This window comes from Sphaerisporangium sp. NPDC005288, from assembly GCF_040607475.1.
GTDB classification, from domain to species: Bacteria; Actinomycetota; Actinomycetes; order Streptosporangiales; family Streptosporangiaceae; genus Sphaerisporangium; species Sphaerisporangium rhizosphaerae.
The window spans coordinates 52,453-74,274 of sequence record NZ_JBEXGT010000014.1 but is presented as its reverse complement, the minus strand read 5'-3'; the positions used below and the strand labels follow the sequence as shown (position 1 = coordinate 74,274).

The window sequence follows — 21,822 nt, the reverse complement described above, 5'->3', positions numbered from 1 at the left end:
ATCGGATCCTCACGTTGGGGGGTGACGGTGCTGAGGGCTTCTTAGCACCAAGCCGGGGGGAAACAGCGACGAACGGTGATGGCCGCGGGATTTCCATCCCGCGGCCATCACCGTCGCCGCGTTCGTCACACTCCCGCGTGATCCCTGACCGTGATGCGGTCGGCGATGAGGGCGGCGATGTGGGCGGCGGGCTCGGGGTCGAGCATGCGGTGGTGCTCGGCGTCGACCGGGCGGACCTCGATGGCGCCGGCGGTGTACGGGCGCCAGGACTCCGGCGGCGAGGACGGCCGGGCGGAGGTCACCAGCAGCATGTCCCCCTCCAGCGCGGGGGGCGGGCCGCTGGTGATCCGGATGCTGTTGACCATGACCTCCAGGGCGTGGCCGCGCTGGACCTCGTCCAGGTGGCCGAGCTCGCTCGCGCTTTCGCCGAGCAGCGTGATGACGCGCCGGCGCATCTCCTCGAGGCTCATCGCGCCGATGTCCACCGGCTCGGCGCCGTACGCCTCGCCGTAGTGCTCGCACATGTCGGCGAGCAGGACGGCGCGGTCGGAGTAGTCCTTCTCCTCCGGCGGGGAGGGGTAGGCGTCGAGGACGGCCAGCAGGCCGACCTCCTCGCCCTCCTCGCGCAGCCGGGCGGCCACGGCGTGGGCGAAGTTGCCGCCGAGCGACCAGCCGAGCAGGTGGTACGGGCCGGCGGGCTGGACCTCGCGCACCTGGGCGACGTAGTCGGCGGTCAGCTCGGCGAGGTCGGCGGGCAGCTCGTCGCGCCCTTCGAGGCCGCGGGCCTGGAGCGCGTACACCGGGTGCGCCGGGTCGAGGTGGCGCAGCAGCGCGGAGTACCGCCAGCCCAGGCCGGCCAGCGGGTGCACGCAGAACAGCGGATAGCGGTCGCCGCTCTCTCGCAGCGGCAGGACGACGTCGAACGCGCCGCCGGCCCCGCCGCCGGAGCGCGCGGCCAGCCGGGCCGGGGTCGGCGCCTCGAAGACGTCGGCGACCCGCAGCTCGACGCCCAGGACCGCGCGGACGCGGCCGACGAGCTGTGTGGCCAGCAGCGAGTGCCCGCCCAGCTCGAAGAAGTTGTCCTCCACGCCGACCTCGGCGACGCCGAGCACCTCGGCGAACAGCCCGCACACCACCTGCTCGCGCGGGCCGAGCGGGGCCCGTCCCGTCCCGGCCTCGTACACCGGCGCGGGCAGCGCCCGGCGGTCGACCTTGCCGTTGGGCGACAGCGGCAGCGCGTCCATCCGGACGAACGCCGCGGGAACCATGTGCGCGGGCAAGGCCTCGGCCACGTGGTCGCGCAGCCCTGCGGGGAGCTGACCGGCCACGACGTAGGCGACGATCCGCCGGTCTCCCGGCCGGTCCTCCCGCACCACGACCGCGGCCCGCTCCACGGCCGGATGGCGGGTGAGCACGGCCTCGATCTCGCCGGGCTCGACGCGGAAGCCGCGCACCTTGACCTGGTCGTCGACGCGCCCGACGAACTCGAGTTGCCCGTCGGCCCGCCACCGCACCGCGTCACCGGTGCGGTACATGCGCCCGGACCCGAACGGGTCGGCCACGAACCGCTCGGCCGTGAGCGCCGGGCGGCGCAGGTAGCCGCGCGCCAGCCCCACGCCGGACACGTACAGCTCCCCCACCACGCCGGGCGCCACCATCCGCAGCCCGGCGTCCAGGACGTGCACTCCAGCGCCGGGGACCGGGCGGCCGATCGGCGGGTGGGCGGGTCCCGCGAGGGGCGCGCTGACGGTCGCGGCGACGGTGACCTCGGACGGGCCGTACTCGTTGATCAGGCGGCGTCCCCGCGACCAGGAGTCGCGCGCCTCGGCCGACAGCGTCTCGCCGCCGGTGACCAGGGTGCGCAGGGACGGGATGTCCCGGGGCAGCCCTTCGAGGACCGCCGGCGGGATGAACGCGTGGGTGACCCCTTCCCGCCGCATCAGGGCGGCCAGCTCCTCGCCGGTCAGCCCGCCGCCGGGCCCGGTCAGGCAGGCGCCGGTGAGCAGGGCGCAGCACAGCTCGGCCACCGAGACGTCGAAGCTGGGCGAGACGTACTGCAGGACCCGGTCGCCGGGGCCCGCCGGGTAGGCGCGGGCCTGGTTCTCGCGCAGGGCGGCGAAGCCGCGGTGGGTGACCACCACGCCCTTCGGACGCCCGGTCGACCCGGAGGTGTAGATGACGTACGCCGGGGACGACGGCAGCAGCGGGGCCGCCCGGTCGGCGTCGCGGGGGTCGTGGCCGGGGAAGGCGGCGGCGTCGGGGAGCGGCCCGGACAGCACCAGGGCGGGGGCGGCGTCGTCGAGCATCGCGCCGATCCGCTCGGCCGGGTAGGCCGGGTCCACCGGGAGGTAGGCCGCGCCGGCCTTCAGCACCGCCAGCACCGCGACGACCAGGCCGGTCGAGGGGGGCAGCTTCAGCGCCACGACGTCCTCGGGGCCGGCGCCGCGGGCGATCAGCAGGTGGGACAGGCGGTTGGCGGCGGCGTTCAGCTCGGCGTAGGTCAGCCGGTCGGCGCCGAAGGCGACGGCGGGGGCGCCGGGGGTGCGGCGCGCCTGCTCCTCGAACAGCTCGGGGAAGCTCGCCACGGGCTCCCAGGGGCCGCCGTCGCCCCAGCGCGCCAGCCGGGCGGCCTCGCCCGGCGGCAGCACGTCGAGCGCGCTGACCGGCGCGGCCGGGTCGGCCACGGCCGAGCGGAGCAGGCACCCGAGCCGGTCGGCGAGCAGCCGGGCGCTCTCGTGGTCGAACAGGTCGGCGGCGTACTCCAGCACGCCGCGCAGGTCGGCGTTGAGGCTGAACGCCAGGTCGAACTTGGCGACGTCGGTGCGGATCTCCTGGCCGCCGACGGCGAGCCCGGCCAGCGCGGGGGTGTCGCCGCCGTCCCCGGCGTCGTCCTGCATGGCGAGCATCACCTGGAACAGCGGGTGGTGGCCGAGCGAGCGGGCCGGGTTGACCGCCTCGACCAGCCGCTCGAACGGCACCCCGGCGTGGGCGTAGGCCGACAGGTCGGTCTCGCGCACCCGGTCGAGCAGGTCGCGGAAGGCCGGGTCGCCCGAGGTGTCGGTGCGCAGGATCAGGGTGTTGACGAAGAACCCGACGAGGTCGTCCAGCGCCTCGTCCGCGCGGCCGGCCTCCGGCGTGCCGATCGGGATGTCGGTGCCGGCGCCGAGCCGGGTGAGCAACGCGGCGAGCGCGGCCTGCAACACCATGAACACCGTGGTGCCGCTCTGCCTGGCCAGCGCGGCGACGCCGTCGCGCAGGGCGGGGTCCCAGTCGATCGGCACCTGGCCGCCGCGGTAGGTGGCCTTGGCCGGTCTCGGGCGGTCGGTGGGCAGCTCCAGCCGCTCGGGCAGGTCCTTCAGCGCCTCCAGCCAGTGGCCGAGCGGGAGGTCGGCGTCCCGCTGCCACAGGGTGTAGTCGGCGTACTGCACCGGCAGCGGCGCCCAGCCGGGCGGCCGTCCCTGGACCCGGGCCGCGTACGCGGTGGACAGGTCCCTGGCCAGCGGCCCCATCGACCAGCCGTCGCCGGCGATGTGGTGCAGCAGGATGAGCAGGCAGTGGTCGTCAGGGGCGAGCCGGAACAGCGTCGCCTTCAGCGGCAGCTCGCGGGACAGGTCGATGGCGTGCGCGCACGCGGCCCGCAGCGCCTCGTCCAGCTCGCCGGGGGCGAGATCCACCTGGTCCAGTGGCACGCGGGCGAGCTCGGGCGGCAGCACCCGCTGCTCGGCCTCGCCCTCGTGGTCGGGGAAGACGGTGCGGAGCGACTCGTGCCGCGCCGTGACGTCGTCCAGGGCGAGCCGAAGCGCCGCGACGTCCAGCGGGCCGCGCAGCCGCAGCGCGCCGGGGATGTTGTAGGTGGCGCTCGGCCCCTCCAGGCGGGACATGAACCACAGGCGCTGCTGGGCGTAGGACAGCGGGATGCATTCCGGGCGCGGCATGGGCGCTAGCGGGGGCCCGGCCCGCTCGGCGGTCTCGATCCGGCGGGACAGCTCGGCCACGGTCGGCGACTCGAAGATCGCCCGGACGGGGAGGGCGGCGCCGAACACCGCGCGCACCCTGCTGAGCAGGCGCACGGCCGTCAGCGACTGGCCGCCGAGGGCGAAGAAGTCGTCGCCGGGGCCCACTTCGGGCACGCCGAGGATCTCGGCGAACAGCCCGCGCAGGATCTCCTCCCGGGGGCCGCCGCGGTGGCGGCGCGTCCGGACGGGGCCGGCCTCGCCCGCGGCGCCGGCGGCGGCCGCCGTGGTAACGGCCGAGCTCGCGGACCCGGCGGTGGCCACCGCAGTGAGGGACGGGCTCGCGGACCCGGCGGTGGCCGCCGCGGCGAGGGACGGGCTCGCGGGCAGGCCGGCCTCCCGCAGCGGCGCGTCGGGGGCGATCGCGAGCGCGGTGAGCGTCTGGACCAGCCAGTCACCCAGGGCGCGCGCCTCGTCGTCGGTCACCAGGTCGGTGCGGTACTCCAGCTCCATCTGCAGCCGGTCGCCGGCCATGCCGGCGATCAGGCGCAGCGGGTAGTGGGCGGAGTCGCGCCCGCCGACCCCGGCCAGGCGGATCTCGGCGTCGTCGCGGCCGGGCGAGCCGCCGGGATAGTTCTCCACGGTGGTCACGGTGTCGAACAGCTCGCCGAGCCCGGTCATGCGGTGGATGCGGCCGAGCCGCACCGACTGGTGGGCCAGCAGCCCGGCCTGCTCGCCCTGCAGCCGGGTGAGCAGGGCCGTGAACGACTCGGCCTGGTCCAGGCGCGCCCGGACCGGGACGGTGTTCATGAACATCCCGACCATGGTCTCGATCCCGGGCACCTCGGGCGGCCGTCCGGAGACGACCGCGCCGAACACCACGTCGTCCCGGCCGGTGAGACGCCCGAGCAGCAGGCCCCACAGGCCCTGGACCAGGGTGTTGGGGGTGACGTCCCTGCCGCGCACGGCGGCGGTGAAGTCCGTCGCCACCTCGCGGGGCAGGTCCAGGATGAGCCGTCCGGGCAGCTCGGGGACCTGCTCGGCGGCGCCGGGGAACAGCCGGGTGGGCTCGGTGAGCCCGTCGAGCGCGGCCCGCCACTCCCGCTCGGCCTCCGCCTCGTCCTGGCCGGCCAGCCAGGTCAGGTAGTCGCGGAAGGGGGTGACCCGGGGCAGCGCCGAAGCGTCGCCCCGGGAGTGGTAGAGGGCCAGCAGCTCGCGCAGCAGGATCGGCAGCGACCAGCCGTCGAACAGGATGTGGTGGTTGGTCACCATCAGCCGGTGGTGCTCGTCGTCCAGCCGCACCAGGGTGAAGCGGAGCGCGGGCGGGGTCGCCAGGTCGAACCTGCGGCCCTGCTCGGCCTCGAACAGGCGGGCCAGCTCGGCCTGCTGCTCCTCGGGAGGCAGGCCGCTCAGGTCGGCCTGCTCCCAGGGCGGCTCCACGTCGCGGTGCACGACCTGCATCGGCTGCCCGCTCTTGCGCTGCCGGAAGCTCACCCGCAGGTTCGGGTGGCGGCGCAGCAGCGCGCGGGCGGCCGTGCGCAGGACGCCGGGGTCCAGGCGGCCCTCGATCTCCAGCACCATCCGGACGGTGTAGGTGTCGACGCCGTCCTCTTCGGCCAGGGCGTGGAACAGCAGCCCTTCCTGCATCGGCGCCAGAGGCAGGACGTCTTCGAACGCTGCGCGCTTCACTGCCCCATCAGCTCCTCTTCGAGGCTGTCGATCTCGTCCTGGGTCAGGGTCAGGGACAGGTCGGAGGGGGTGTAGCCTCCGGCGTCCGGCCGGTCGGCGTGGGCGGCCAGGCCGCGCAGCGCGGTGAACCACTCCTCGGCGAGGGCGCCGATCTCCCGCTCGGTGAACAGCTCGCCGGGCCAGCACCAGGTGACCGACAGCTCGGTGCCCCCGGGGCGGTCCACGGCGGTGGCGACCAGCTCGATCGCGTGCGCCGAGGGCATCTCCGGGTCGCGGGCGACCGGGGTCGGCATGCCGCTCGCGGGCGTCCAGTACGCGCCGCCGCCGTCCCCGCCGGCGCCGTCCCCGCCGGCGCCGCCTCCGCCGCCGAAGCGGCCGAGGTAGTTGAAGGCGATCTGCGGGACCGGGGTCACCCTGGGCTCGCCGCCGAGGTAGCGCCACAGCCCGAAGCCCACGCCGTTGTCGGGGATGGCGCGCAGGGTCTCCTTGACCCGCCTGAGCGCGTCGCCGACCTCCGGGCCGCCGGCCAGGACGGCCCGCCGGTCGATCGGGCCGGTCCGCAGGTGCACCGGGTACATGCTGGTGAACCAGCCGACGGTCCTGGACAGGTCCAGGCCCTCGGCCAGTTCCTCGCGGCCGTGCGCCTCGACGTCCACCAGCAGCTCCTCCCGGCCGCGCCACTGGCCGGCGGCGATGGCGAGGCCGGTGAGCAGCACGTCGTTGACCGAGGCGTGGAACAGGGCGGGCACCGCGGTCAGCAGCGGCTCGGTGTCGGCGGCGGGCAGCGTGAGCGTCAGCTCGCGCGCCGTCCCGGCGGCGTCCTTGCGGGGGTCGAGCTCACGGGAGCCGAGCGGCGGCTCGGCGGCGGGCAGCGCGTCCCACGGGGCCGCCTTGGCGTCGCGGGCCAGCGAGGCCAGCGTGTGCGCCCAGTGGCGGAAGGACGTGGGCACCGGGTCGAGGACGGGCCTGCCGCCACCGGCCAGCGCCTCCCACGCCGCCTGGAGGTCGGGGACCAAGATGCGCCAGGAGACGCCGTCCACGGCCAGGTGGTGCAGCACGAGCAGCAGCAGGCCGGGGCGGCCGGGTCCGGCGTCGAACCAGACGGCGTTCACCATGGCCCCCGCGGCGGGCGACAGCGACGAGCGGGCGATCTCGCCCTCCTCGGCGACCACCGCGCGGAGCCGTTCCTCGGCGAGGCCCGCGACGTCGACCCTGCGGACGCGGTCGGCGGCGGCGACCGCGCCGGCGGGCGGGATGGTCAGGGACGCGCCGTCCCCGCCGGCCGAGGGCCGCATGCGCAGCACGTCGTGGTGGTCCAGCAGGGCCTGGACGGCGTCCTCCAGGTGCTCGCCCAGCCCGGGCGGCACGGTGAGCGCCATCGCCTGGTTGAACCCGTCGCTCGGCCCGCCCAGCTCGCGCAGCCAGTGCATGATCGGGGTGGCGGGCAGGTCGCCGGTCGCCGCGTGGCGGGCCGCGCCGGCGCTCGTGCCCGGCGTCTCCCTCGCGACGGCGGCGAGGGCCTCCACGGTCTGGTTCTGGAACACGTCGCGGGCGCTGATGGTCAGGCCGGCCTTGCGGGCGCGGGAGACGAGCTGGAGCGACATGATGCTGTCGCCGCCGAGCTGGAAGAACCCGTCGTCCAGCGACACCGACGGCACCCCGACCACCTCGGCGAACAGGCGGCAGAGGATCTCCTCGCGGGCGTTGCGGGGCGCGCGTCCCGTCGCCTCGCCGGCGGCGATGGACGGGTCGGGCAGCGCCTTGCGGTCGATCTTGCCGTTCGGGGTGAGCGGCAGGTCGGGGAGCACGACGAGCGCCGCGGGCACCATGTAGTCGGGCAGGGTCGCGGCCAGGTGGCCGCGCAGGGCGGCCGAGGAGGCGCCGGGGTCCTGGGTCACGACGTACCCGAGCAGGCGCTTGGGCCCGCCCTGCGGCTCGTCGGCGATGACGACGGCGTCGGTGACGCCGGGGGCGGCCCGCAGCGCGGCCTCCACCTCGCCCAGCTCGATGCGGTTGCCGCGGATCTTGACCTGGTGGTCCACCCGGGTCAGGAAGTCGAGCTGGCCGTCGGCGCGCAGCCGCACGCGGTCGCCGGTGCGGTACATGCGCGCGCCGGGCTCGGCGGTGTAGGGGTCGGGCAGGTAGCGCGTGGCGGTCCGCGAGGGCTCGCCGAGGTAGCCCAGGCTGACGCCGGTCCCGGCGATGTACAGGTCGCCGGGCAGGCCGGGCGGCACGGGCCGCAGGCCGTCGTCCAGGATGTGCAGCACGTTGTTGCGCAGCGGACGCCCGACCGGCAGCCGCCCGTGCTCCACCTGGGCGTCGACGTCGCCGGTGATGAAGGCGTGGGTGTTGTCGTCGGAGCACTCGGTCAGGCCGTAGGCGTTGACCAGCGCGGCCCGCGGGAAGCGGGCGTACCACCGCTTGCAGATCTCCGGCGAGAGCACCTCGCCGTTGACGATGAACCACCGCAGCGTCGGCATCGCCGCCGCCGGGATGCCCGAGTCGTAGGCGTCGAGCCCGGCCCGCATGAAGGACGGCACGACCTCCACGATGGTCAGCCCGGCGCGCTCGACCTCGGCGAACAGCTCCAGCGGGTCGCGGGCGACGTCCTTATCGACGACGTGGGTGCGGCCGCCGGCCAGCAGCGCCGAGAGCATCTGCCACACCGAGACGTCGAAGGTGAGCGGCGCGTTGAGGACGACGGCGTCCCCGGCGCCGATGCCCAGCTCCTCGATCTTGGCGTACAGGTGGTTGACCATGCCGCGCTGGTGCACCATCGCGCCCTTGGGCCTGCCGGTGGAGCCGGAGGTGAAGATGACGTACATCACGCGGTGCGGCTCGGGCCGGGCCGGCGGGTCGCCGTGCGGCTGGCGGGCCAGCGCGGCGCGGGTGTCGTCATGGTCCAGCAGCAGCCAGGGCGCCTGGACCCCCGGGATGGGGACGGCGGAGGCCGAGGAGCCGATGAGCAGCGTCGGCCGCGCGCTGTTCAGGACGGCGCTGACGCGGTCGGCCGGGTGCTCGGGGTCGAAGGGCAGGTAGACCGCGCCCGCCTTGAAGATCGCCAGCAGGCTGACGACGGCGTCGACGCTCGGCGGCAGGCCGACCGCGACGAACTGCTGCGGGGCTCCGCGCTCCATCAGCAGGTGCGCCAGCCGGTTGGCCCGCTCGTTCAGCTCGGCGTAGCTCAGGGTGAGCTCGCCGTAGGTCAGCGCGGGGGCGGCGGGCGTGCGCGCCACCTGGGCCTCGAACAGTTCCTGGAAGGTCTCGCCGGGGATCGGGGCGGCGGTGGCGTTGCCCGCCGCGAGGCGCTCGCGCTCCTGGTCCGCCAGCAGGTCCACCCGCGCGATCCGCTGGTCGGGGTCGGCGGCCACGGCGTCGATGAGCCGGGCCAGCCGCTCGGTGAGCGCGACGGCGGTGGCGTCGTCGAACAGGTCGGTGGCGTACTCCAGCGACCCGCCGATGCCGGCCGGGGTGCCGTCCTGCGCGTGGTGCTCGCGCAGGCCGAACGCCAGGTCGTATTTGGCGACGCTGCCGCGCAGCGGCTCGAACCCGGCGGACAGGCCCGGCAGGTCCAGGTGCGGCAGCCCCTCGCTGATCAGGCTGAGCATCACCTGGAACAGCGGCGTGTGGGCCATCGACCGCTCGGGGTTGACCGCCTCGACGACCCGCTCGAAGGGCACCTCGGCGTGGGCGTAGGCGGCCAGGTCGGCCTGCCTGACCCGGGTGAGCAGCTCACGGAAGGTGGGCTCCCCGGAGACGTCGGTGCGCAGCACCAGCGAGTTGACGAAGAACCCGACCAGGTCGCCGAGCGCCTCGTCGTTGCGCCCTGCGACGACGGTGCCGATGGGGATGTCGGCGCCGGCGCCGAGCCTGCTGAGCAGCGCGGCGACGGCGGCCTGCAGGACCATGAACACGGTGGTCCCGGTCTCGCGGGCCAGCGCGGCGACGCCCTGGTGCGCGCTCGCGGGGATGGCGACCGGGATGGTGGTGCCCGCGTGGCCGGCGACGTCGGGCCGCGGCCGGTCGGTGGGCAGTTCGAGCACCTCCGGCGCCCCGGCGAGCGCGTCGCGCCAGAACCGGATCCCGGCCTCCTCGGTGCCGGTCTCCTGCTGCCACAGCGCGTAGTCGGCGTACTGCACCGGCAGCGGCGTCCACTCGGGGGCCTGTCCGGCGTGCCGGGCGGTGTAGGCGGTGACCAGGTCGGCGGCCAGCGGCATCATCGACATGCCGTCGCCCGCGATGTGGTGGACCAGCAGCATCAGCACGTGCTCGGCCGGGCCGGTCCGGTAGAGCCAGGCGCGCATCGGCGGCTGCCCCGTGAGGTCAAGCGGGTACCTGATGTCCTGGGCCAGCAGGTCGGGCAGGTCCTGCTCGGTGGTGTCGACCAGCGTGACCTCGGTGTGGACGGCGGGCAGGATCGTCTGGTGGACCTCGCCGTCGGTCTCGGCGAAGACGGTGCGCAGCACCTCGTGCCGGCCGGTGAGGTCGTCGATGGCGGCGCCGAGCGCGCCGGCGTCGAGGTCGCCGGACAGGCGGATCGCCAGGGGGATGTTGTAGGTCGGGCTCGGGCCCTCCAATCGGTGCAGGAACCACAGCCGCCGCTGTGCGTAGGACAGCGGGATGCGCTCGGGGCGCGGCATGGGCCGCACGGGAGGCCGGGCGCCGGCGGCCCGGTCCAGGCTCTCGCACAGCGCGGCGACGGTGGGGTTGTCGAACAGCTCGCGCAGCGGCAGCTCCACGGCCAGGACCGAGCGGACGCGGCTGACCAGTTGCGTGGCCAGCAGCGAGTGCCCGCCGAGCTCGAAGAAGTTGTCCTCCACGCCGACCTCGGCGACGCCGAGCACCTCGGCGAACAGCCCGCACACCACCTGCTCGCGCGGGTCGCGCGGCGCCCGTCCCGTCCCGGCCTCGTACACCGGGGCGGGCAGCGCCCGGCGGTCGATCTTGCGGTTGGGCGACAGCGGCAGCGCGTCCATCCGGACGAAGGCCGAGGGGACCATGTGGGCGGGCAGGACCTTGCCCACGAACTCACGCAGGCCCTCCGGCGGCTCGCCGGCCACCAGGTAGGCGACGATGCGCCGGTCGCCGGGCCGGTCCTCGCGCACGACGACGGCGGCCTGCGCGATGCCGGGGTGCCGGGTGAGCACGGCCTCGATCTCGCCGAGCTCGACGCGGAAGCCGCGCACCTTGACCTGGTCGTCCACCCGGCCGACGAACTCGAGCTGCCCGTCGGCCCGCCACCGCACCGCGTCGCCCGTGCGGTACATGCGCCCGGACCCGAACGGGTCGGCGACGAACCGCTCGGCCGTGAGCGCCGGGCGGCGCAGGTAGCCGCGCGCCAGCCCTTCGCCGGCGATGTACAGCTCGCCGACCACGCCCGGGGCGACGGGCCGCAGGCCGGCGTCCAGGACGTAGAAGCGGGTGCCGAACAGCGGGGAGCCGATCGGCGGCTTCTCCCCGGCCACGAGCGGGCCGCTCGCCGAGACCCACATGGTGGTCTCGGTGGGGCCGTAGCCGTTCAGCATGAGCCGGCCCTCACCCCACCGGTCCACCAGCTCGGGGCCGAGGACGTCGGTCCCGACGAGCAGGGTGGCCAGGTCGGGCAGGGGGACGACCGGCAGGCTCGCCAGCGCGGCGGGCGGCAGCACGGCGTGGGTGACCTGCCCGTCGAGGAGCACCCGGGCCAGGTCGTCCCCGCCGCGCACGTCGCGCGGCGCGATGACCAGGGCGGCGCCCGCCCCGAAGGCGTAGAGCATCTCGAAGATGGAGGTGTCGGTGCTGAGCGGGGCGAACTGGAGCACCCGGGAGTCCGGCCGGGTGCGCAGCCGCTCCCGCTGGGAGGCGGCGCTCGCCGCGATGCCGCGGTGGGTGACCACCACGCCCTTGGGACGCCCGGTCGACCCGGAGGTGTAGATCACGTACGCCGGGGACGACAGGCTCAGCGGCGCGGTGCGCTCGCCGTCGGCGAGGTCGTGGGCGGCGTACTCCGAAAGGCCCTCGACCCCGTCCAGGTCGCCGAGCACGAGCCGGGGCGCCTTCCCCGGCAGGGCCGCCGCCGCGCCCGCGCCGGTGATGACCAGCGAGGGGGCGGTGTCGGCGAGCATCAGCGCGATGCGCTCGCCCGGGTAGTCCGGGTCCACCGGGACGTACGCGGCGCCGGTCTTGAGCACCGCGAGCACCGCCACCGCGGCCTGCGCCGAGCGGGGCAGCGCGACGGCGACGTGCGACTCCGGGCCGGCGCCGTACCGGTCCACCAGCAGGCGGGCCAGCCGGTTGGCCACCGCGTTGACCTCGCCGTAGGTGAGGACGTGCCCGCCGGACACCAGCGCGGGCGCCTCGGGCGCGCGGGCCGCCTGGGCCTCGAACAGCGCGGGGATCGTCGCCGGCGGAACCGGGGAGGCGGTGTCGTTCCACTCCACCAGCAGCCGCGTCCGCTCGGCGGGCGAGAGCACCTCGACCTCGCCGAGGCGGCGGTCGGGGGCGGCCGCCACCGACCCGAGCAGCCGGCGGAACCGCTCGGCGATGCCCTGCGCCGTCGCCCGGTCGAAGATGTCGGTGGCGAACTTGACGATGCCCTCCATGCCGGTGGGCGTGCCGTCGGCGGCGTAGGTCTCGGTCAGGCCGATCCACAGGTCGAACTTGGCCGAGCCGGGGTCGGGGCTGTCCACCTCGACCGACAGGCCCGGCAGGCGGACGTTGCCGCCGACCACGTCCCGGTCCACGGTGAGGGTCACCTGGTACAGGGGCGCGTGGCTCATCGACCGCGCCGGGTTGAGCGCGTCCACGACCTTGTCGAAGGGCACGTCGGCGTTGGCGTAGGCGGCCAGGTCCACCTCGCGCACCCGGTCGAGCAGCTCGCGGAAGCTCGGGTCGCCGGAGGTGTCGGCGCGCAGCACGACCATGTTGATGAAGAAGCCGACCACCCTGTCCAGGGCCTCGTCCGCGCGTCCGGCGACGCCGGTGCCGATGGTGATGTCGGTGCCCGAGCCGAGCCGGGTCAGCAGCCCGGCGAGCGCGGCGTGCATCACCATGAACAGCGTGGCGCTGCTGCGGCGGGCCAGCTCGATGAGGTCCCAGTGCAGCTCGGCGCCGATCTGGAAGGTGACCCGCTCGGCGGTGCCGTGGCGGCGGGCGGGGCGCGAGCGGTCGGCGGGCAGCTCCAGCGGCTCGGGGGCGCCGGCGAGCCGGTCGCGCCAGTGGTCGAGCTGCCGTGAGATCGGGCTGGCCGGGTCGGCCTCGCTGCCCAGCGCCGCCGCCTGCCAGAGGGTGTAGTCGGCGTACTGCACCGGCAGCGGCTCCCAGTCGGGGGCGGTGCCGGCCAGGCGCGCGGCGTAGGCGGTGGACAGGTCGCGGCTCAGGGTGCCCATCGAGACGCCGTCGGTGGCGATGTGGTGCAGCAGGAGCAGCAGGCAGTGCTCCTGCGCGCCGAGCGCGAACAGCGTCGCCCTGACCGGCAGGTCGCCGGCCAGGTCGAAGGTGTGCCGGAGCGCCTCGCCCATGAGCGCGGGCAGCTCGTCGCGGCCGGCGGGCACGACGTCGAAGGCGGGATGGGCCTCGCCGGCGGGGTGGATCCGCTGGTAGGGCCGGCCGCCGTCGTCCAGGTAGACCGTGCGCAGCGCCTCGTGCCGCTCGACCAGGTCGGCCAGCGCGGCCGACAGGGCCGTGGCCGACAGCGCCCCCGACAGGCGCAGCACGAGCGGGACGTTGAACGTCGGGCTCGGCCCCTCCAGCCGGTGCAGGAACCACAGTCGCTGCTGGGCGTAGGACAGCGGGACGCGCTCGGGCCGCTCCATCGGCGCCAGCGCGGGCCCGTCGTCCTTGGTGGCGCGCAGCCGGTCGACCAGCGCGGCGACGGTGGGGGTGCGGAACAGGTCGCGGACCCGCAGCTCGGTGCCGAGGGTGCTCCTGATCCTGCTGACCAGCCGGGTGGCCAGCAGCGAGTGGCCGCCGAGTTCGAAGAAGTTGTCCTCGACCCCGACGTGCGGCACGCCGAGGATCTCGGCGAACAGCCCGCACATGATCTCCTCGCGGGCCGTGCGCGGCGCCCGGCCGCCCGAGCGGGTGGCGAACTCCGGCGCGGGCAGCAGCTTGCGGTCGAGCTTGCCGTTGGGCATGACCGGCAGCGCGTCGAGCGTCACGAACGCGGCGGGCACCATGTACTCGGGCAGGGTGGCGCCCACGTGCGCGCGCAACTGCCCCGGCTCGGGGGCCTTGGCCGAGGCCGCGACCAGGTAGCCGACGATGCGCCGGTCGCCGGGCCGGTCCTCGCGCACGATGACGGCGGCCTGCCTGACCTGCGGGTGGCGCGACAGCGCGGCCTCGATCTCGCCGAGCTCGACGCGGAAGCCGCGCACCTTGACCTGGCTGTCCACCCGGCCGACGAACTCGAGCTGGCCGTCGGCCCGCCACCGCACCGCGTCGCCCGTGCGGTACATGCGCCCGGACCCGAACGGGTCGGCCACGAACCGCTCGGCCGTGAGCGCCGGACGGCGCAGGTAACCGCGCGCCAGCCCCTCGCCGGCGACGTACAGCTCGCCGACCACGCCGGGGGCGACCGGCCGCAGGCTCGCGTCCAGGACGTAGACCCGGGTGTCGCACAGGGGCGAGCCGATGGGCGGGTTCTCCCCCGGCGTCAGGGCGCCGCTCGCGGTGGCCCAGATCGTGGCCTCGGTGGGGCCGTAGCCGTTGAGCATGAGCCGGCCCTCGCCCCACCGGTCCACCAGCTCGGGGCCGACGACGTCTCCGCCGGTCAGCAGGGTGGTCAGGTGGGGCAGCGGGGTGGACGGGACGCTGGCCAGGGTCGCCGAGGGGATGACCGCGTGGGTGATCCGCTGGGCCGACAGCAGTTCGGCCAGGTCGTCGCCGCCGCGCACGTGCGGCGGCGCGACCACCAGGGCTCCCCCGGCGCCGAAGGCCATCAGCGTCTCCATGACCGAGACGTCGAAGCTCGGGGAGGCGAGCTGGAGCACCCGGCCGCCGTCGTGGACCAGCAGGCGATCGCGCATCGAGGCGACGGTGGCGGCGATGCCGTGGTGGGTGACCACCACGCCCTTGGGACGCCCGGTGGAGCCGGAGGTGTAGATCACGTAGGCCGGGTGGGACGGCTCCAGCGGCGCGGTCCGCTCGCCGTCCGCCAGGTCGCCCGACGCGTACCCGTTCAGCCCGTCGAGGTCGGAAAGCGCGTCGAGCACCAGCCGGGGCACCTCTCCGCCGGTCTCGGCGGCCGCGCCGGTGATCACCAGGGACGGCCGGGTGTCGGCCAGCATGAACGCGATGCGTTCGGCCGGGTAGTCGGGGTCGACCGGGACGTAGGCCGCGCCGGTCTTGACCACCGCGAGCACCGCGGCGACGGCCTCCACCGAGCGCGGCAGCGCGACGGCGACGTGCGACTCCGGGCCGGCGCCGTACCGGTCCACCAGCAGGCGGGCCAGCCGGTTGGCCGCGGCGTTCAGCTCGGCGTAGGTGAGCGTGCGCTCGCCGGACACCAGCGCGGGCGCCTCGGGCGTGCGGGCCGCCTGGGCCTCGAACAGCGCCGGCATCGTCACCGGGGCGGCGAGGGAGGCGGTGTCGTTCCACTCCACCAGCAGCCGCGCCCGCTCGCCGGCCGACAGGATGTCCACCGCGCCCATCCGGCCGTCGGGGTCGGCGACCATCGCGGCCAGCATCCGGCAGAAGCGCTCGGCGATGCCCTCGGCCGTCGCCCGGTCGAACAGGTCGGTGGCGAACTTCAGGCCGACCTTCATCCCGCCGGGCGCCCGCCCGGTCAGCGGGTCCTCCTCGTGCGCCTCCTCCAGGAAGAACATCAGGTCGAACTTGGCCGCCTCCAGCTCGACGTCCGGCGGGCCGACCGTCAGCCCGGGCATCCGCGCCTGGGCGCCGGCGTAGTTCTGCAGCACGATGCTGACCTGGAACAACGGGTGGTGGGCCAGCGAGCGGGCCGGGTTGACGACGTCGACCAGCCGCTCGAAGGGGAGGTCCTGGTTGGCGTAGGCCACCAGGTCCACCTCGCGCACCCGGTCGAGCAGCTCGCGGAAGGTCGGGTCGCCGGAGGTGTCGGTGCGCAGCACCATGGTGTTGACGAAGAAGCCGACCAGGTCGTCGAGGTTCTCGTGGCTGCGCCCGGCCAGGCCGGTGCCGATCGGCAGGTCGGTGCCGGCGCCCATCCGGGTGAGCAGCGCGGCGAAGGCGGCGTGGGCGACCATGAACACGGTGACCCCGGCCTGGTGGGCCAGGGTGACCAGGTCGCGGTGCAGCGCGGCGTCGACGTGGCGGGTGACCATCTCGCCGCGGTTGGAGGCGACGGCCGGACGCGGGCGGTCCAGCGGCAGTTCCAGCAGCTCGGGCATGCCGGCCAGGGCAGCGCGCCAGTGCCCGACCTGCCGCGCCAGCGCGCTGCCGGGGTCGTCCTCGCGGCCGAGCGTCCTGGTCTGCCAGAGCGCGTAGTCGGCGTACTGCACCGGCAGGGGAGGCCACGCGGGCGCGGCGCCGCCGATGCGGGCGGTGTAGGCCTCGGCCAGGTCGCGCAGCAGCGCCCGCCACGACCAGCCGTCGCAGGCGACGTGGTGGATGACCAGGTGCAGGACGTGCTCGCGCTCGCTCAGCGAGAACAGCCCGACCCTGATGGGCGGCTGCTCGGCGAGCCGGAAGGAGCGGTGGCCGAACGCGGCGAGCGCCTCCTTCAGCTCCTCGGGCCGGACGCCGGTGAAGGGCACCTCGATCTCGGCGTCCTGCGGGGCCAGCACCACCTGGTACGGCTCGCCGTCCTCGCTGCGGATCAGCGTGCGCAGCACCTCGTGCCTGCCCACGACGTCCAGGACGGCGGCGCGCAGGGCGTCCCTGTCGACCGGGCCGTCGAGGCGCAGCACGGTCGGGATGTTGTACTGCGGGTTGTCCTCGTCGAGCCGGTGGATGAACCACACCCCGCGCTGGGCGTAGGACAGGGGGATGCGCTCGGGGCGCGGCTCGGGCTCCGGCTTCGACCGGCCCCGGCCCGCCAGGTCGATGCGCTCGACCAGCGCGGCCGGGGTCGGCGCCTCGAACGCCTCGCGGACGCCGAGCTCGACGCCGAAGACCGAGCGCACGCGGGCGACCAGCCGGGTCACCAGCAGCGAGTGGCCGCCGAGCTCGAAGAAGTTGGCGTCGGTGCCGACCTGGGGCAGGCCGAGCAGCTCGGCGAACAGGCCGCAGACGATCTCCTGCTGCGGGGTGCGCGGAGCGGACCCGCCGACCGGGGCGGCCGGTCCGGGCGCGGGCAGCGCGGCGCGGTCGAGCTTGCTGTTGGCGGTCAGCGGCAGCGCGTCGAGCACCACCACGGCGGAGGGCACCATGTAGGCGGGCAGCATGGCCCGGGCGTGGCCGAGCAGGTCCACCGGCTCGCCGGGGGTGAGCGTGACGTAGGCGACCAGGCGCTGGTCGCCGGGCCGGTCCTCGCGGACGATCACCGCGGCGGCCGACACCCGGGGGTGCTCGCCGAGCACCGACTCGATCTCGCTGAGCTCGATGCGGAACCCGCGCACCTTCACCTGGTGGTCGACGCGCCCGGCGAACTCCATCTGGCCGTCGGGCCGCCAGCGGGCCAGGTCGCCTGAACGGTACATCCGCGTCCCGGCGGCGAACGGGTCGGCCACGAACCGCTCGGCGCTCAGCCCCGGCCGGTTCAGATAGCCGCGGCTGACCAGGTCACCGGCGATGTAGAGCTCGCCGACCACGCCGGGCGGCACCGGGCGCAGCGCGGCGTCCAGGACGTACAGCCGGGTGTTCCAGATGGGCCGGCCGATGGGGACGACGCCCGCGGGCACCCGGTCGCCGGGCTCGACGCGGTACTCCATGCAGCCCACGGTGGTCTCCGTGGGACCGTACTCGTTGATCACGGTGGCCGACGGGTGGCGGCGGCGCCACTCGTCCAGCACCTCCCCCATGAGCGACTCCCCGCCCAGCACGAGCTGCGCCGAGGGGGAAAACCGGTCGGGCAGGCCGATGAGCAGCGGCAGGTGGCTCGGGGTGGCCTTGACGAAGTCCGGGCGGGCCATGGCGGCCGCGGCGGCGTCGCCGTCGTCCAGGTCCACCAGGTGCGCGCACCCGCCGCTGGTCAGCGGCCCGAACAGGCCGGTGACGGTCAGGTCGAAGGAGACCGGCGAGTGCACCAGGGCGCGGCCGTCGACGCTGTGGTAGGTGTGCCGCGTCCAGGCCAGGTACTGGTTGAGCGAGCGGTGCTCGACCACGACGCCCTTGGGCCGGCCGGTCGAGCCGGAGGTGTAGATGACGAACGCCGGGTTGGCGGGCGTCGGGCCGCTGTCGAGGGGCCCGGCGGGCAGCGCGGCGGCCTCGGCCTCCAGCGCGGCCAGGTCCTGCGGCGCGGCCAGGGTGAGGACGGGGGCGACGTCGTCCAGCATGAAGCGCACGCGCTCGGCGGGCAGGGCGGGGTCGACGGGCAGGTAGGCGCCGCCGGCCTTGGCGATGGCGAGCAGGGCGACCACCAGGGAGGCCGACCTGGGCAGCGCGACGGCGACGAACCGCTCGGGGCCCACGCCGCGCCCGGCCAGCAGCCGCGCCAGCCGGGAGGCGCGGGCGTCCAGCTCGGCGTAGGTGAGGATCTCCCCGCCGCACTCCACGGCCGCCGCGCCGGGGGTGCGGGCCGCCTGCGCCTCGAACAGCTCGGGCAGGGTCGCGTCGGGCACGGGGTGGGCGGTGGCGTTCCACTCCTCCAGCAGCGTGTCCCGCTCGCCGGGGGTGAGCAGGTCCAGCTCGCCGATGGGCCGCGCCGGGTCGCGCACGGCGCCTTCGAGCAGCCGCACCAGCCGCGCGGCGAGCACCTCGGCGCTGCGCTCGTCGAACAGGTCGGTGGCGTAGTCCAGGGCGCACTCGACCTCGCCGGCCCCGCCCCACTCGGCGGGCTCCCTGACGAAGAAGCTGAGGTCCACCTTGGCCGCGCCGGTGTGCACGGTGGGCTCCACCGACAGCGACAGCTCCGGGCCGAGCAGCGGCGCGCGCAGAGTGCGCTCGAAGGTCAGCATGACCTGGAACACCGGGTGGTAGGACAGGGACCTGACCGGGTTGACGGCCTCCACGACGCTCTCGTACGGCGCGTCGGCGTTGGCGTAGGCCGCCAGGTCGGCCTCGGTCACCCGGGCTAGCAGCTCGCGGAAGCCGGGGTCGCCGGAGGTGTCGGTGCGCAGCACCAGCGTGTTGAGGAACTTGCCGACGAGGCCGTCCAGGGCCCGGTCCCCGCGGCCGGCGGTGGCCGTGCCGATGGGGATGTCGGTGCCGGCGCCGAGCCGGGTGAGCAGCGCGGCCACGGCGGCCTGGACGACCATGAACACGGTCGAGCCGTCGCGCCGGGCGAGCGCGACCAGGTCGCGGTGCAGGCCCTCGGGGAGACGGAAGGTCACCCTGGCGCCGCCGTTGCCGGCCACGGCCGGGCGGGGACGGTCCAGCGGCAGCTCCAGCAGCGCGGGGCCGCCGGCCAGAGTCTCGCGCCAGAACGCCACCTGGCGGGCGGCCGGGCTCGTCGCGTCGTCGAGGTCGCCGAGCAGCTCGCGCTGCCACAGGGTGTGGTCGGCGTACTGGATCCGCGGCGCGTCCTGTGCCTCCGCGCGCCCGGTGCGGTGGGCGTAGGCGGCGGCCAGGTCGTCCAGCAGCGGCTGCTCCGACAGGCCGTCGCTGGCGATGTGGTGGGTGACCAGCATGAGCACGTGCTCGCGCTCGCCGAGCCTGAACAGGGTCGCCCGGAACGGCGCCTCGCGGGTGAAGGCGAACGGCCGCGCGGCCTCGGCGGCCAGCGCCTCGGCGAGGCCACCGGGCGTGACGGGCACCACGGGCAGCTCGGGGACGGCGGCCCCCGGGTCCAGGGCGAGCTGGTACGGCTCGCCGTCGAGGTCGGGGTAGAGCGTGCGCAGCGGCTCGTGGCGGGCCACGACGTCGGCGACGGCCCGGCCGAGCGCCGCGGCGTCGACCCGGCCGGTCAGCCGCACGGCGAGCGGGAGGTTGTAGGTCGCGCTGGGCCCTTCCAGGCGGTGCAGGAACCACAGCCCGCGCTGGCCGGCGGACAGCGGCATCCGCTCGGGCCGGGGGCGGGCGGTGAGCGCGGGCCTGCGGCCCCTGGCGGCGGTGGCGACGCGGCCGGCGAGCGCCTCGGGGGTCGGCGCCTCGAACAGGGCGCGCAGCGGCAGCTCGACGTCGAACGCCTCGCGGACCATGCCGACCAGACGGGTGGCCAGCAGGGAGTGCCCGCCGAGCTCGAAGAAGTTGCCGTCCACGCCGACGCCCGCCGCGCCGATGCCGCCGTCGATACCCTCCGCGCCGTCCGCGCCGTCCGCGCCTTCGATGCCGAGCGCGTCGGCGAACAGGCGGCACAGCAGCTCCTCCGCGGCGGTGCGCGGGGCGCGACCGGCGGCGGCCTGGACGGGCGGCGCGGGCAGCGCGCGGCGGTCGAGCTTGCCGTTGGCGGTGAGCGGCAGGGCGTCCAGCACCACCACGGCGGAGGGCACCATGTACGCGGGCAGGGCGGCCCCGGCGTGCTCCAGCACGGCGGCCTTCATCCGCTCCACCTGGTCCGCCGCGTCCGAGCGCTCCGGCGCGCCCATGCGGCCCGCCTCGGCGCGCCCGCCGTCCCCGCCGTCCGTGCCATTCAGACCGTCCGTGCCACTCAAACCGCCCGTGCCGTTCAGGCCGTCGCCGCCGTTCGGGCCGTCCGCGCGCGGGGTGACGTAGGCGACGATGCGCTGGTCGCCCGCGCGGTCCTCGCGCACGATCACGGCCACCTGGGCGACCTGGGGGTGGCCGCCGATGACGGCCTCGATCTCACCGAGCTCGATGCGGTGCCCGCGCACCTTGATCTGGTCGTCGACGCGGCCGGCGAACTCCAGCACCCCGTCCTCGCGCCACCGGGCGAGGTCGCCGGTGCGGTACATCCGCTCGCCGGGCACGCCGGAGGGGTCGGGGACGAACCGCTCGGCGGTGAGCCCGGGCCGGTTGACGTACCCCCGGGCCAGGCCGGTGCCGGCGATGTACAGCTCGCCGACCTCGCCGGGCGGCAGCGGGCGCAGCTCGGCGTCCAGCACGTGGACCCGGGTGTCGTCCATCGGCCGGCCGAGCGGCAGGACGCCGTCGGGCACCCGCTGTCCCGGCTCGACGCGGTACTCGGCGACGTTGACGGTGGCCTCGGTGGGCCCGTAGACGTTGATCACGGTGACGCCGGGGTGGCGCTCGCGCCAGCCGCGCAGCGCCTCGCCGCGCAGGGCCTCGCCGCCGAACATCAGCTCGCGGGTCGGGGAGAACCGCTCGGGCAGGATGTCCAGCAGCGGCAGGTGGCTCGGGGTGGCCTTGAGGAAGGTGCACGCGCCGGCGTCGCCGGGCACGCCCTCCTCGGCGAGCGGCGACACCCGGACGCACCCGCCCGCGACCAGCGGCGCCCACAGCGAGGTCACGGTCATGTCGAAGGACACCGAGGAGTGCCACAGCGACTCCCCGGCCAGGCTCGGGTAGGCGCGCAGCGACCACAGCAGGTAGTCCGAGAGCGCGCCGTGCCCGATGACCACGCCCTTGGGCCGGCCGGTGGAGCCGGAGGTGTAGATGACGTAGGCGGGGTGACCGGCGGGCGCCAGCAGCGGCTCGCCGGGCCACGGCTGCTCGCCGTCGTCCTCGGCGAGCTCCTCCACCAGGACCCGCGGCCCCTCGTCCGGCACGGCGGCCGCCGCGGCGCCGCCGGTCAGCACGCACACCGGCCGCGCTTCCCGCAGCATGAACGACACACGGTCACGCGGGTACTCGACGTCGATCGGCAGGTAGGCCGCGCCCGTCTTCAGCACGGCCAGCAACGCCACGACCAGGTCCGCCGAACGCGGCAGCGCCACGGCGACCAGGCGCTCGGGACCGGCCCCGAGCGCGGCCAGGCGGGAGGCGAGGCGGCCGGCCCGGCGGTCGAGCTCGGCGTAGGTCAGCTCGGTGCCGGCGAAGCGGACCGCGGGGGCGTCCGGCGTACGGCGTGCCTGGGCGGCGAACAGGCCAGGAAGCCACTCGGCGGGGCGCGCCGCGTCGTCGCCGTGCGGGTCGTGCAGCAAATCCTGGTCCATAAGCATGCCAGCCATCACTCGACTCCTAGTCACTATTCGCGCCACGACGAACCGAGTCTAAAAACGCGCCGTTTCGTCTTGTTATCGGGCGCGCATCACCGATCGAATTC

Annotated in this window: 2 protein-coding genes; both read right to left on the bottom strand. The window is 75.5% G+C overall.

Translation table 11 applies throughout. The features are described 5' to 3' along the window. Positions 1–125 precede the first annotated feature (125 nt). The gene (locus tag ABZU32_RS15560; protein ID WP_354922367.1) at positions 126–5,642 is read right to left on the bottom strand and encodes an amino acid adenylation domain-containing protein; all 5,517 of its coding nucleotides are present in this window, start codon (positions 5,640–5,642) and stop codon (positions 126–128) included. Further along, positions 5,639–21,727 (bottom strand): non-ribosomal peptide synthase/polyketide synthase, encoded by a 16,089-nt coding sequence (locus ABZU32_RS15555; protein WP_354922364.1) that lies wholly within the window; start codon positions 21,725–21,727, stop codon positions 5,639–5,641. The genes ABZU32_RS15560 and ABZU32_RS15555 overlap by 4 nt, the downstream gene beginning before the upstream one ends. Positions 21,728–21,822 lie beyond the last annotated feature (95 nt).